The following is a 14,549-nucleotide window of genomic DNA, read 5'->3' on the forward strand; positions in this document are numbered from 1 at the left end:
TTATTCTATTTTTTGTTTTGTGATTTGTAGTAAAGTATGTCTTCGTTCGAGAGGGGTACCTTCTCATGGGAAAACCGGCACTATGCAGATGATCCTGGGAGGATAGGGGGGCAAGTGGCGCTGCGAGAAAGCGACGCGGGTTACCGCGAGTTGTTCGAGGAAAATCCCGAGCCGATGTGGGTATGCCGTCGGGAGGACGGCCGGATCCTTGCGGTGAACGAGGCGGCGCTTCGGCTGTACGGCTACGCGCGCAGCGAGTTCCTTGCCCTGGGGCTGTCGGGGCTGTCGGTAGATCCCTGTTCGGCCCCGGCCGGCGAGGATGACCTGGAGCGCACCTGCCGGCAGCGTCACCGGGACGGGAGCGAGTTGGAGCTGAAGCTCACCTGGCGCCCCTTGTGGTTTCAAGGGGAACCGGCGCACCTGGTGCTTGCGCGCATAAATCCCTCCGTTTCCACCGGCGAGGAGTCGCTGCGTCGGCAGTTGGAGGAGAGGCTCGTGCAACTGGAGGCGGCTCAGCGCGAGATGGAGGCCTTCAGCTATTCCATATCGCACGACTTGAGGGCACCGCTAAGGCACATAGACGGCTTCAGCCGCGCCGTGCTGGACGACTTCGGCGCTGCGCTTGGAGACCAGGGGCGGGAGTACCTGACCCGCATCTGCCAGGCCACGGGAAAGATGGCGCAACTCATCGACGCCATCCTGCAGTTTGTCCGGGTGGGCAGGTGCGAGCTGACCCGACAGCCCATCGACCTGAGCGTGAAAGCCCAGGTGATCTCCCTCGAGCTCAGGCACAACGATCCGGCGCGGCAGGCGGAATTCGACATCCCGGAGGGGATCAAGGGGGAGGCGGACCCGAAACTTGCCAGGCAACTCCTCGAGGTGTTGATCGGCAACGCCTGGAAGTTCAGCTCCAAGGTGGGTGAGGCGCGCATCCGGCTGGGGGTCAAGGAAGAGGAAGGAGAGAGGGTCTACTTCGTTGCCGACAACGGCGCAGGCTTCGACATGGCGTACGCCGGCAAGCTCTTCACCCTGTTCAACAGGCTGCACCGCACCGACGAGTTCGAGGGAAGCGGCGTCGGGCTGGCGATTGCGCACCGCATCGTGACGCGCCACGGCGGCAGGATCTGGGCGGAGAGCGCACCCGGCAAGGGAACCACCATCTTCTTCACCCTGACTTCTAGAGGCAATTGACGACGGGTACTAACAGTGACGCGGCGGATTGACAATTGACGATTGACAATTGACAATGTAAAGCCCGGCACTGAAGCGAACAGCTTTTATTGGCGGTACTAAGGCGGGGATGGAGTCATGGTGATGGGGAATTGACAGTGGAGGTCGGTGGGGCTGTCATCGTCAATGGTCCATTATCAGCTGTCAGTTGCTGGAGGTAGTGCGTTGTCAATCGTCAATCTTCAATCGTCAATTCCCTTGAAGGTTCTGCTTGTCGAGGATTCCCTGGAAGACAGCCTGCTCCTGGTCCGCGAGCTGGTACGCGGCGGCTATCGGCTGGAGCACCGGCGCGTCGAGACCGCGGAGGGGATGCGCCGGGCGTTGCAGGACAACAAGTGGGACGTGGTGATATCCGATTACCGGATGCCGGCCTTCGACGCGCTCGGCGCCCTGCATATCCTGCACGAAAGCGGAGAGGACATCCCCTTCATCATCGTCTCCGGCAAGATCGGCGAAGACCTCGCGGTAGCCGCCATGAAGTCGGGGGCGAACGATTACCTGATGAAAGGGAACCTGGCGCGCCTTGTGCCGGTCGTGGAGCGCGAGCTGCGCGAGGCGGAGGAGCGCAAGGCGCACCGGCTCACCCAGGAAAAGGTGAGCCGCGGCAAGGCGGAGTGGGAATCGGTCTTCGACGCGGTCTCCGACCTCATCATCATCACCGACAACGAAGGGGTCATCTCTCGCTGCAACGGCCGGGTCTTCTCCTACTTCCCCGGCGGATACGGGGCCATCCTCGGCAAGCGCATCGACGAGGTCTTCTTCGGATCTGAGCTTCCCGAGGGAAAGGTCTTCCGCTTCCTGCACATGCAGGGCGAAACCGAAGAGGACATCCGCTTCCCCAACCTGAGCGGCTGGTACAACGTGGCGAGCTACCCGATGCGTATCGAGGGGAACGACCGCGCAGGCTTCGTGCACATCATAAAAGACATCACCAAAAGGCGCGAAGTGGAGGAAGAGAAGCGGACCAGCGACCGCGAACTCCTCACCTTATACGCGGTAGCCTTCCGCCTGCAGTACACCAAAGGGGTGGAGAAGGTGATGGGCGACCTCCTCTTCCAACTGCACAACATGCTGCAGATGGACTTTTCCTGCATCCATCTCTTCGAGGGTGGTGAGCGGCTGAAGATGCGCGCCTCCCTCGGGCTCTCCGCCCCCTTCGAAAAAGCTATGAAGACGCTACCCGCCGATGCGGAATGGACGAAACTCGCCCAAGGGGGGCGTCCCTTCCTCGGCGAGGAGCCCGACTCGCGCTTTCCGGAGAAGGCGAAGAAGGCTGCCGTCGCCATGGGGCTGCACTCCTGGTGCACGGTGCCTTTGAAGATCGGGCAGGAAGTGATGGGGGTGATGACGGTCGGGACCATCTCCGGGCGCAACTACAGCGACCGCGACGTCTTCCTGCTTTGCTCCATTGCCGGACAGCTCGCCGTTCTGATCGACAACTACAGCCTCTACGACAAGATGAAGGAGAAGGCCGAGGAGCTCTACAAGAGCAAGATGGAGCTCAAGGAAAACCTGCAGAAGGTCAAGAGGGCGAACATCGAACTCGGGCGCCTCAACACCGCCAAGAACAACTTCATCGGCATCGCCTCCCACGAGCTCAAGACCCCGATCACCTCGATCATGGGCGGGGTCGAGTTCCTGCTGAAGTACTCGGGGATCCCGATGACCCCCGAGCAGCACAACATCTTCTCCTCGGTGTACGAAGGAACGGTGCAGCTCCGAAAGCTGGTCGAGGATCTCCTTTCCATCTCGAGGATCGAGGCCCAGGGGCCGCTGGCGCAGAAAAAGCCTGCAAACCTGATCCAGCTCTGCCGCGAGGTGCACGACCTCTTTGCGCTGCCCCTTTCCGAGCGGCACATCGCCGTGAAGATCACCGGCGAGGAGAGCGCGGTACCGGTTGATGAGGGATTCGTGACCCTGGCGGTGCGAAACCTCATGGAGAACGCCATCAAGTTCACGCGCGACGGCGGCGAGGTGCGGCTCATAGGCCGCACGCTGAAGCATGCGCGCCTGAAGGAGTTGACCCCTTTGGTGCGCCAGTTCTACTCCTCCTTTCCCAACAACATCGCTGCGGTGAAAAGTTACTACCTGCTGCAGGTGAGCGACAACGGCATCGGCATCCCTGCCGACGAACGGGTCCGCGTGTTCGACAAGTTCTACGGCGTGGGCGACATCGCTCACCATTCGAGCGGCGACACCGCGTTCATGTCCAAGGGGAGCGGGCTCGGGCTCTCCATCGTGCGGGGCATCATGGATGCGCACGAGGGTGTGGTGTGGGTGGAAGAGGCCGAAGGAGGCGGGAGCACCTTCTCACTGCTTTTCCCGCAGGAGTAACAAAAGACCGGGGCAATCATGAGCCACGCCATCACGCTCCACGAGATCACCAAAAGTTACGACGGTTTCACCGCGGTGGACCGCTTCTCGCTCGAGGTCGCGCGCGGCACCGTCTTCGGCCTTCTGGGCCCGAACGGCGCCGGCAAGACCACCCTCATCAAGATCCTCACCACCCTCATGCGTCCGACCTTAGGGGATGCCTTCGTCGAGGGGCACAGCGTGCTGGCGGCAGGCAAGGAGGTCCGGCGCCTGATCGGCGTGGTCCCCCAAGAGAACAACCTGGACCGTTACCTGACCGCGCGCGAGAACCTCACCCTGCACGCGAGGCTGCACGGCATGCACCCCGCTTCCTACAACCCCCGCATCGACGAGCTTTTGGAGATGACCGGACTCGCCTCGCGCGGGAAAGACTTCCCCGACACCTTTTCCGGCGGCATGCAGCGCCGCCTCGTGGTGGCGCGCTCCCTTGTGCACGAGCCGCGGGTGCTCTTTCTCGATGAGCCGACCACCGGGCTCGATCCCCAGTCCCGGCGTGCGCTTTGGGATTACATCCGTGGTCTGCGCCGCAAGATGACCGTGTTTCTCACCACCCACTACATGGACGAGGCCGACGCGCTTTGCGACCGGATCATGATCATGGATCACGGCGAGTGTCTCGCCGACGGGACCGCCGCGCAGCTGAAGGACGCCTATTCCAGGGCGCACACCTACCAGGTGGAGTTCAAGCGTGATGCCGAGCGGTACGAGGGGGTGCTGGCCGGGTTATCGTTCGTGAAAGGGGTGGAGCGGGAGGGAGCGGTTTTCCAGATCACCCTGGCCGACGAGGAGTCGATCAAGCCGCTCATGGACCGTCTGGGAGGCGCCGACATCCGGCGCATCTGTCTGAAGGAGCCCTCCCTGGAGGACGTGTTCATCGCACTGACCGGGGAGAAGGTCAGGGAGTAGCGTCCGACGTCGGACCTGTCAGACCAGTCAGACCAAGAAGAGGAAGCCCAATGTTCAAAGGCGCATTTTCCATCTGGGGCAGGGACATGCTGGTTTTAAGGCGCAGCATCGTCTCTGAGCTCGTCTCGGTGGTGGCATACCCCCTCACCCTCTACCTCGCCTTCGGCTTCGGACTCAAAGGGTACATCACCGCCGTGAACGGGGTCCCCTACCCTCTCTTCATCGCCCCCGGCCTCATATCGATGACCGCGGTCAACGCGGCCTTCGACGAGAGCTCCTGGAGCATGTGGTTTCACCGCCGCGTGCAGCGCACCATAGAGGAGTACCGCGTCACCCCGGTGACCGTCTACGACATCGTCATCGGCAAGATCTTCTCCGGTTTCTCACAAGGGGCGGTAAAGGGTTCGGTCGTCTTCCTGGTGATCCTCGCCCTCACCCCCTTCCGCATCGATTACACGCACCTCCCAAGCTACTTAGGGTGCATCGCACTCTCTTCCATGACCTTTTCCTGCCTCGGCACTATCTGCGGCACTGTCATAGACAAGCCGGAAAACATAGGCCGGGTGCAGTCCGTGATCATCGTCCCGCTCATATTCATGGCGGGCATCTTCTTCCCCCTCTCATCCTACCCTTCAGCCATACTGCCACTGATTGAGCTGCTACCCACCACGGCTGTTTTCGAGGGGGCTCGCGACGCTCTCCTCACTGGAGCCGTCCCCACTCACTACCTGGTCAACCTGGTTCTGAGTGCGGCAGTATCTTTCGCCGTTGCCGTATACGTCTTCAATCGTAAAATGGCGGAATAAGCGATTCTTCTTGAGTTCGCCGCGCCTTTCATAGTAAAGTTCGCAGTAAACTTTTTACCTCCTGGATGCCCCTTGCGACACCGTGTCGGAAAGGTGGCAGCCGAAGCGTTCCTTGTCGCAGAGCCGACCGTTTTTGGCGCGAATTCGTTCCCTGCCCCGAGTCGATTCCCCCCGCCGCACTGCACGCTTTCCAGGGTCACATTGGAGATACCATGGCCGAAGAGTTCGTACCGAAATGGATCGCCTGGGAGACCACCCAGCGCTGCAACCTCAAATGCGTGCACTGCCGCTGTTCGTCCGAGATGACCTCGTCGGAAGGTGACTTCACCACCGAGGAAGGAAAGAAGCTCCTCAAGGAAATCGCCGATTTCTCCAAGCCGGTTGTGGTTCTCTCCGGCGGCGAACCGCTCATGAGGCCGGACATCTTTGAACTCGCCGAGTACGGCACCTCGCTCGGCCTCAGGATGTGCATGGCGACCAACGGCTCCCTCGTGACCGACGAGGTGTGCGAGAAGATGAAGAAGGCGGACATCAAGATGGTGTCGCTCTCCCTGGACGGCTCCACCGCCGCCGTGCACGACGACTTCCGCCAGTGCCCGGGCGCCTTCGAAGGCGTGATGAAGGCCGCCGAACTCTTCAGAAAGCACGGCCAGAAGTTCCTGGTCAACTCCTCCTTCACCAAGCGCAACCAGACCGACATCGCCAACACCTTCAAGGTCGCCAAGTCCATCGGCGCCACCGCCTGGTACATGTTCATGATCGTCCCGACCGGTCGCGGCGAGGAGATCATGAGCGAGCTGATCTCCAAGGAAGACTACGAGGAGATCCTCGACTGGCACTACCACCAGGAGAAAAACGAGGACGACATCCTCATGCGCCCGACCTGCGCACCGCACTACTACCGCATCGTGCCGCAGAAGGCCAAGGCGGAGGGGGAGAAGTTCGAGCGCCGCTCCCTCACCTTCTCCACCGGCGGCGGCAAAGGGTGCATCGCGGCCCAGACCATCTGCCTCATCGACTGCTTCGGCAACCTGAAGCCCTGCTCCTACTTCCACAGGACCGCGGGGAACGTGAAGGAGACCCCGTTCAAGGAGCTCTGGGAAAACTCGGAGATCTTCAAGGAACTGCGCGACTTCAAAGCCTACAAGGGTAAGTGCGGCGAGTGCGAGTACCTGAACGTCTGCGGTGGCTGCCGCGCCCGCGCCGATGCGGTGTACGGCGACTACATGGAAGAGGAGCCGTTCTGCAACTACGTGCCGATCAAGGTGCAGAGGAAAGAGCAGAAATAATTTGAGATTTGCTCCCCCTCCTTTGCGGAGGGGGACTTTTAAAGCGGACCCCTCTCTAGATGGGAGAGGGACCGGTTGTGCCATGCTCTCATTGAGCTTTTTCTTGACGATGGCAATCAAAGTTGTGGAATGTGTGTTTAACAACTTTGATACTTGATCCCTCAAAATTTCACCCAGGAGGATTACTATGAATACTCGATTTTTAGACGCATGTTGGGGTAAGCCGGTCGACATCGTACCGGTATGGCTTATGCGTCAGGCCGGCCGTTACCTCCCCGATTACATGCGCGTCCGCTCCAAATGCACCTTCCTGGAACTCTGCAAGACGCCGGAACTCGCCGCTGAAGTCACCATCCAGCCGGTGGACATCCTGGGCGTCGATGCCGCGATCCTCTTCTCCGACATCCTCACCCCGATCGAGCCGATGGGCATGGAGCTCGACTTCACCCCCGGCCCGGTCTTCACCAAACCGATCCGCACCATGGCCGACGTGGAGGCGCTCAAGATCCCGAAGATGGAGACCGACGTCCCCTACGTGCTCGACGCCGTCAAACTCCTCCGGAAAGAGCTCGCCGCCAAGGTACCGCTGATCGGCTTCGGCGGCGCCCCCTTCACCCTCGCCTGCTACATGGTCGAAGGCAAGGGGTCCAAGGACTTCGCCGCACTCAAGAAGATGATGTACGCCGAGCCCGAGATCTACGCGGCGCTCATGGACAAGATCACCACCATGGACATGGAGTACCTGAACGCCCAGATCAAGGCCGGCGCGCAGGCGATCCAGATCTTCGACACCTGGGGCGGCATGCTCTCCCCCGCCGACTACGAGCGCTACGTCCTCCCGTACACCCAGCGCCTCATCAACGGCCTGAACCGCACCAACGTTCCGGTGATCCACTTCGTGAAGGGCGCAGGCACCATGCTCGAGATCGTGAAAGAAGCAGGCGGCGACGTCATGGGCCTCGACTGGCACGTGAACCTCGGCAAGGCCCGCGACATCCTGGGCGACATGGCGGTACAGGGTAACCTCGATCCGACCGTGCTCTTCGCACCGAAAGAGATCATCGAGCGCGAGGTGAAGCGCGTGCTCGACGAGAACGCCGGCAGGCCCGGTCTCATCTTCAACCTGGGGCACGGCATCCTCCCCACGGTACCACCGGAAAACGCGATCTTCATGGTCGACTGCGTGCACAGGCTGTCGCAGAAATAATTCAGGACCACAGACTGGGGCGGCCGATAAGGCCGCCCTTCTTGTTTCAACCGGGCAAGGGGTCCGGTGCCCGCAGTGCCACGGCCGGCACCGAGGGCGCGGACCAGGCAGGAGCGCATCATGCTGAGGCTTTTCAAGATAGAAAACGGACTCATCACAGAGATGGAGTTCGAGCGGGAGGACCTCCCCAACCAGATCCTAAAGGCCGACTGGATCGACGCCCACGAACCGGACGACGAAGAGAGGGATCTGCTGGAGCTCCTCCTGCACACCGACATCCCCGAGTACGACGAGGTCGACGAGATCGAGATCTCCGCCCGATGCTTCGTCGATTCCGCCGGGATCCACGTCCACCCGCTCTTCCTCTCCCAGAGCGAGGGGCGTCACATGACGCTTACCGTCGCCTGCATTCTGCAGACGAACCACCTGATCACCATCCGCGAGGGAGACTTAGCCGATTTCCGCCTGCTGCGCATGCGCGCCCGCCGCGGCCACGTCGAGTGCCGTTCCGCTGCGGAACTTCTCGTCATCCTGCTGGATCAAAAGGTAGAGAACCACGCAGACACCCTGGAGGACATCCACCGCCAGCTCGAGGGGGTGAGCCACATGGTGCTCGAAGACGAGGAGGCGGAGCTGGAGGACGCCATCGACAAGCTGGCGCGGCTCGAGGACAGCAACGGGAAGATCCGCCTCTGCCTCATGGATACCCAGCGCGACATATCCTTTTTGTTGCGCCACTTGAGGGATCGGACCGACCAGGCCGAAACGCTCAGGGAGATCGCACGAGACGTCGAGACCCTCATGTCGCACACCACCTTCCTGTTCGACAAGATCAACTTCCTGATGGACTCAACCCAGGGCTTCATCAACATCGAGCAGAACCAGATCATTAAGATCTTTTCCATTGCGGCGGTGGTCTTCCTCCCCCCTACCCTTGTCGCCAGCATCTACGGCATGAACTTCGACTACATGCCCGAGCTGAAGATGGGACTCGGCTACCCTTGGGCCCTGGCCCTGATGATCCTGTCGGGCATCGCACCTTACTGGTATTTCAAGCGGAAGGGGTGGCTGTAACTTTTCCCCCTCGCGTTTAGTGTTTTTCATAGCTGTATACGGAAAAATGGATTATTTACACCCTGTAAGAAAAATGCTATAAGGTCCGCTTGAAATTCATTAATTGAGGCGGGCTTATGGCAAAGAAGGCGGTACTTGCGGCAGCAGCACTGTTACTTTCTATCTCCTCACCCGAAGCATGGGCAACCAACGGCGATACCCTGATCGGCGTGGCGCCTGCGTCGCGCGCCATGGGAGGGGCCGGCGTCGCCGCCCCACAAGACGCCATAAGCGCCATCTTCGCCAATCCCGCCGCGGTCTGCATGGGGCCCTACTGCCCCGGCACCGAGGTGGTCTTCGCCTCGACGATCTACAACCCCTCGGTGAAGGCCACCGTGACCATGGGGCCCCAGGTCGTCAGCGCGAAGAGCGACATGAGGCCGTTCATCATCCCCGCCGTCGGTATGGTCACTCCGATCAGCGACCGGTTCCGCTTCGGTCTCGGCATGTTCGGGATCACCGGTATGGGGGTCGACTACCGGAACAAAGGGATCGACCTCAACCCCGGCTCACCCGGTGCCGAAGGCGACATCTACACGCAGCTCCAGATCCTCAAGTTCGCCCCTAACGTCGCCTTCCTGGTCACCCCCAACTTCTCGATAGGGACTTCGCTGCACCTTTTGTACGGCTCGCTTGACCTGGGCGAAGGTACCTCGCACAACTACGGCATCGGCGAGCAACTTGGCGCCATTTACCGCATGGGTCCCTGTTCGATCGGGGCCAGCTACACAACGGCGGAGAAACTTTCGCACGAGAGGGTTTCCGACTTCGGCGGGACAGAGCAAAAAACGCTGGAGATGGAGTCGCCGCGCACCGCTTCGGCGGGGATCGCCTGGCACGCAACGGATAACCTCCTCCTCGAGGCTGACGCCAAGTGGCTCAACTGGAGCGATGCCGACGGTTATCGGGAATTTGACTGGAAGGACCAGTGGGTCTACGCGCTGGGGATGCAGTACAAGGACCCGGATGGGCTCACCATGCGCCTTGGCTACAACTACGGCAAGAACCCGGTGCGGCTGCACAAGAACTTCGACCTGATGGGGACGACGCAGATTCAGGGGAACACGGTCTCAAACGCGGGGTACGAATATCTGCGCATCATAGGCTTCCCGGCAATAGCCGAACATCACTTCTCCTTCGGGGTCGGCTACCAGTTCACCGGCTCGTTCGAAGCACATCTCGGTGGGATGTGCGCGCTCAGCAACAGCGTGAGCGAGAGCGATGCGAGCGGCACCTACACCTTCTCCTCCAAGGTACGGGAAACCTCGTACGACATCGGACTCATATGGCATTTCATGTAGTGTGAGTACGCATTGCAACAGAAGCCCCCTCAGCCAGAGGGGGCTTTTTTTTGACCTGCCCAAGACTTCCCCCCTACCCCACCGAAAACATTAAACTCAAGAAAGCGCCGTATATGCCGATAAAATCGGTGGAAAAGATCAGAACTTGTCACACGTTGCCCCCACGGTACGCAGCCTTTTGTCCTCCCCTCCCCCGCCAGGCTGCCTAACCGGGCGAACGGCGCCCTGCAGATCCGGCCGCCGCAAATGCGGAGCCGCCAGGCCCCAACCACCAACCATGACCGTAAAAGAAAAACCATACCCCGCCTCGTGCGGTATGCGCGAACGGATCATAGCCTACTTCAGCGTCATCTCGCTTGCCGGTTCGGCGGCGTTGATCCTCGTTCTCGTGTACGGTTCGCCTCAACTGGGGATCGAAGGGATCTACCCGCTTAAGCAGAGCGAGATCGTGCGTGCGCTGGAGGACGCGGCGGACTTGAAGGTGGAGTCGGTGGTGACCTGGCTTGCTTCCAGGCGCGCCGAGCTTGCCGTCGTCGCCAACTCGCGCGACTTCGTGAGGACGACTGAGTCGGCCCTGGCGGGAGGCGACGAGCCCGACGCGGCGGATATCCAGTCACTCTCACAGCATCTGCGCACCCTGAAGATCATCTCTCCGGACACTTATACGTCGGTCGTGCTGGTGGGCACGGCAGGGAAGGTTCTGGCGGCGAGCGAGATGGACCTCGTTGGCGCGAGCTACCGATACAAGGCGTTCGTGGAGGCCACACTCGCCGCCGGTGCAGCCGAGCACATCGACGTCTTCGGCGAAAGCGGGGAACCGGCGATCCTCATCGGACGGAAAGTCTTGGTCCGGGACAGGGCGGGGAGGGCGACCGGGGACGTTGCGGGGGTGGTGGTTGCCGAGGCCGGACCGAGGCCGAGTTTCGAGGCTCTTACGCTGCTTCCCGGCACGGCCGGTGCGCAAAGCATCATGATCCTCGTGGGACCGCGTGGTGAACTGCTCGCATCGGTGCCGGAGCAGAGACGGACCCCGACGCGCAGGGATGCTCTCACGGAAAAACTGACCGGGCGGGTCCTCGGGAAGACGGCGTCGTCGCAATTGGAGACGCTTAGTGACGGCAGAAGGTTCTTCGCCACCTACCGTTACCTCGAGGTTGGGGGCACCGGGAGGTGGGGCATCGCCGTCGCGGTCGACGAGGAGACCGCCTTCGCGCCACTGGCAGCCACGAGGAGCCGGGCGGCCCTGTTCGGACTCGCCATGATTTCCGGTGCACTGATCTTCGTGTGGTGGGGAGCCGGCAAGATTGCGAGTCCTATCCGGGAGTTGCGCAGAAGCGTCGCCGCTCTCGAGGGAGGGGATTTCTCTGCCCGGACGGCCACAGGTAGCGGTGCCGCCAAAGAGATCGCCGAGCTTGGTGCGGCTTTCAACAGCATGGCCGAGCGCATCGCCAACTGGCACGAGGAACTGGAGCGGCAGGTCGCCGAGAGGACCAGGGAACTGGAACAGGAGAAGGAGAATGCCCGCCGCTACCTCGATGTGGCTGCGGTTATGCTGCTTCTCGTGGATACCGGCGGCCGCATAGCGATGATCAACCGCACCGGCGCCGTGCTGCTGGGGGGGACGGTGGAGGAGCTCCGCGGCATGGACTGGTGTGAAAACTTCGTCCCGGCGGAGGAGAAGAGGGAAGTACGCGAGATCTTCGACGGGCTGGTGCGCGGCGAGCACGAGTTTCTGGAGTTCTTCGAAAACCGCATCGTCACCAGGGACAAGGGGGCACGCCTCATCTCGTGGCACAACATCCTGCTGCGCGACGACCAGGGCAAGGTGCAGGGGGTGCTTAGCTCCGGGACCGACATCACCGAGAAGCGCCAAGGGGAGCTGCAGCGACGGGAACTGGAGCGGCAGCTGCTGCACACCCAGAAGCTGGAGAGTTTGGGCGTACTGGCGGGCGGAGTGGCGCACGACTTCAATAACCTGCTGATGGTTATCGGCGGGAACCTCGAGCTGGTCCGTCACGTGGTGGAACCTGATAGTCCGGCCATAAAGTACCTGGAGAACGCCTACCAGGCGGCCAAGCGTGCCGGCGATCTCACCCGCCAGATGCTGGCGTACTCGGGCAAGGGTGGCTACACCCTGCAGGTAGTCGATTTGAACCGGCTGGTAGGGGAGAACGTGGACCTGATGAAGGCGTCGGTGCGCAAGGGAGCGGTCCTCACCGCGCAGTTGCACCCCGGTATTCCATCGTTCGAAGCCGACCCGGGGCAGATGCAGCAGGTGATCGTGAACTTGATCACCAACGCCCTCGAAGCGGTAGGGGAGGGAGGTGCCGTCACGGTCAGCACAGGCGTGGCCGAGGTGGGGGCCGCAGAGCTCGCCATCAGCAGGCTGGACGAAAAGCCGGTGGCGGGGAGCTTCATCGTCCTTGAGGTTGCCGACAATGGTGCCGGTATGGACCGTGCCACCTGCGACCGGATGTTCGACCCGTTCTTCTCGACGAAGTTCACCGGGCGCGGGCTCGGGCTTTGTGCCGTGCAGGGGATCGTACGCGGGCACGGCGGAGCGATCCTGGTGCGGTCTGAAGCGGGGGAGGGGACCAGCGTCAAGGTGCTGTTGCCTGTTCCCGAACCGGAACTGATTGAGAAGAGCGTTGCGGCAAAGCTGACACCGACGACGATCGTTGAGAGAGCGGTGGCGCGAGAAGAAGCTGCGAAGAGCTCACCAGGAGCAGAGGCGGGGATCCCGCTCAAGGTCCCTGAGGAGGCCGGGGAAGAGGGGACGGTGCTCATTGTCGACGACGAGGAGATGGTGCGACTGGTCTGCCGGGCCATGGTAAGGGGGCTTGGCTATCCGACCTTGATAGCAGGTGACGGTGCGGAAGCGGTTGCCCTGTTCCGGGAGCACGCTGAAAAAATCGCCGCGGTGATCATGGATCTATCCATGCCTGGGATGGACGGGATCACCGCGGCGGATGAGTTACGCCGCATTCGGCCTGGCGTGAAAATCGTGCTTTCCAGCGGTTACAGCGCGGCGGAGGAGGCAAGAAGGCTCTCCGGTCAGAAGGGGGCGCAGTTCATACAGAAACCGTACGACCTGGAATCCCTGAGGAAGGCCTTGGGCGCGTTGTCAGGTGGTACCACTGCTACTTGAGCTTTGGCTGTGGTGTCGTGTCGGAGCTCGGCGGAAGGAGCGGGTAAGCGATCCTCGGCTCCTTTCCGGTCAGCGCATGCAGGAAGGCTACGGTATCGTCCACCTCATGGTCGGATAATTTGATCCCGAGTTGAGCCGAAGCCATGACCGCCACCGCGTCGCGCAGCTTCCAGACCTTCCCGGAATGGAAGTAGGGCTGGGTGAAGGCCACGTTGCGCAGGGAAGGGGCTTTGAAGACGTAGCGGTCGCTCTCGGTGTTGGTGACCATGAAGCGGCCGGTATCGCCGGATGGGCGGATCTCGGTAGCGGGGGCTTCCCGCACGCCGAAGGGGTAGTAATCGGCGCCGCCGACGTTGACCCCGGCGTGGCACGGGGCGCACCCCTTGTTCATGAAGACCTTGAGCCCTCTTTTCTGCGCGGCGTTCAGGGCCTTGGTGTCTCCTTGCAGGAAGCGGTCAAACGGGGAGCTCGGGGTGATAAGGGTCGCCTCGAAGACCTCGATTGCCCTCGCCATGTTGTCGAAGCTTACCGGATCCTTCTGCCCGGGAAAGGCCGCCCTGAATAGAGGTCCGTAACCCGGGATGCTCTTCAGCGTCTTCACCACGAGTTCGGGATTGCTGTTCATCTCGACGTTAGCTTGAACCGGCCCCTTCGCCTGCGTCTGCAGGTCCTTCGCCCTCCCGTCCCAGAACTGCGCAGCATCGAACACCGCGTTGAAGACGGTGGGGGAGTTGCGTGGTCCTTTCTGCCAGCCGTGTCCAACTGCAGTTTCCTGTAGATCCGCCCCGAAAAGCCCGACGTTATGGCAGGTGTTACAGCTGATGAGCTGTGAGCTGGAAAGCCGTGGATCGAAGAACAGTTTCCTTCCGAGGTCGATTTTCGCGGCGGTGGCTGGGTTCTCCTTCAGGGATGGAGCCTTGGACGGGATCGGTTTGAAGAGCTTCTTCGCCTGCGTCGTCAGATCATCGGCGGCGAACGCGGAGTTGCCAAGGCAAAGTAGTGCGAACAACAATAACGCCCTCTTTTTCATGACTGCCTCCTATTAGAAAGGTGAGATCAGCAAAACCATTAAAAGGTACCCCCGACAGGCGAGGTGTCAACCGCAGGAAATAACGAGGAAAGTGGGAAAAGCTGCTCACACAGCACTGCATGAGCCCCGGCGCTCCCCTTTTAGCT

At 61.3% G+C, this 14,549-nt stretch carries 10 protein-coding genes; 9 read left to right on the forward strand and 1 reads right to left on the reverse strand.

Annotated elements, in window-relative coordinates; genetic code table 11:
* The first annotated feature begins 114 nt into the window (after positions 1 to 114).
* The 9 genes from E8L22_RS05455 (at position 115) to E8L22_RS05495 (ending at position 13,373) form a co-directional block, all read left to right on the forward strand.
* Positions 115 to 1,191: a PAS domain-containing sensor histidine kinase gene (locus E8L22_RS05455; protein WP_136524193.1), complete on the forward strand. Its 1,077-nt coding sequence runs from the start codon at positions 115 to 117 to the stop codon at positions 1,189 to 1,191.
* A gap of 237 nt (positions 1,192 to 1,428) precedes the next feature.
* The gene (locus E8L22_RS05460; protein WP_246044554.1) at positions 1,429 to 3,564 is read left to right on the forward strand and encodes a hybrid sensor histidine kinase/response regulator; all 2,136 of its coding nucleotides are present in this window, start codon (positions 1,429 to 1,431) and stop codon (positions 3,562 to 3,564) included.
* A gap of 18 nt (positions 3,565 to 3,582) precedes the next feature.
* A complete protein-coding gene (locus tag E8L22_RS05465; protein ID WP_136524195.1) occupies positions 3,583 to 4,509 on the forward strand; it encodes an ABC transporter ATP-binding protein in 927 nt (308 codons plus the stop codon).
* A 50-nt stretch (positions 4,510 to 4,559) separates the two neighbouring features.
* On the forward strand, positions 4,560 to 5,315 hold the full coding sequence (locus tag E8L22_RS05470; protein WP_136524196.1) for an ABC transporter permease: 756 nt from the start codon (positions 4,560 to 4,562) through the stop codon (positions 5,313 to 5,315).
* Positions 5,316 to 5,527: 212 nt separating this feature from the next.
* Positions 5,528 to 6,604: a radical SAM/SPASM domain-containing protein gene (locus tag E8L22_RS05475; protein WP_136524197.1), complete on the forward strand. Its 1,077-nt coding sequence runs from the start codon at positions 5,528 to 5,530 to the stop codon at positions 6,602 to 6,604.
* 187 nt (positions 6,605 to 6,791) lie between these two features.
* The gene (hemE, locus tag E8L22_RS05480; protein ID WP_136524198.1) at positions 6,792 to 7,811 is read left to right on the forward strand and encodes a uroporphyrinogen decarboxylase; all 1,020 of its coding nucleotides are present in this window, start codon (positions 6,792 to 6,794) and stop codon (positions 7,809 to 7,811) included.
* 120 nt (positions 7,812 to 7,931) lie between these two features.
* Positions 7,932 to 8,885 carry a magnesium/cobalt transporter CorA gene (gene corA, locus E8L22_RS05485; protein ID WP_136524199.1) on the forward strand — a complete coding sequence of 318 codons (954 nt, stop codon included), beginning with the start codon at positions 7,932 to 7,934 and terminating at the stop codon, positions 8,883 to 8,885.
* A gap of 116 nt (positions 8,886 to 9,001) precedes the next feature.
* Positions 9,002 to 10,225, forward strand: coding sequence for an OmpP1/FadL family transporter (locus E8L22_RS05490; RefSeq protein ID WP_136524200.1), 1,224 nt, complete (start codon positions 9,002 to 9,004; stop codon positions 10,223 to 10,225).
* A gap of 316 nt (positions 10,226 to 10,541) precedes the next feature.
* Positions 10,542 to 13,373: a hybrid sensor histidine kinase/response regulator gene (locus tag E8L22_RS05495; protein WP_162604781.1), complete on the forward strand. Its 2,832-nt coding sequence runs from the start codon at positions 10,542 to 10,544 to the stop codon at positions 13,371 to 13,373.
* Here the strand turns inward: E8L22_RS05495 and E8L22_RS05500 are convergent.
* A complete protein-coding gene (locus E8L22_RS05500) occupies positions 13,366 to 14,403 on the reverse strand; it encodes a cytochrome-c peroxidase (RefSeq protein WP_136524202.1) in 1,038 nt (345 codons plus the stop codon). The two genes, E8L22_RS05495 and E8L22_RS05500, sit on opposite strands and share 8 nt — an antisense overlap.
* Positions 14,404 to 14,549 lie beyond the last annotated feature (146 nt).

This window comes from Geomonas ferrireducens (assembly GCF_004917065.1).
Classification (GTDB): Bacteria; Desulfobacterota; Desulfuromonadia; order Geobacterales; family Geobacteraceae; genus Geomonas; species Geomonas ferrireducens.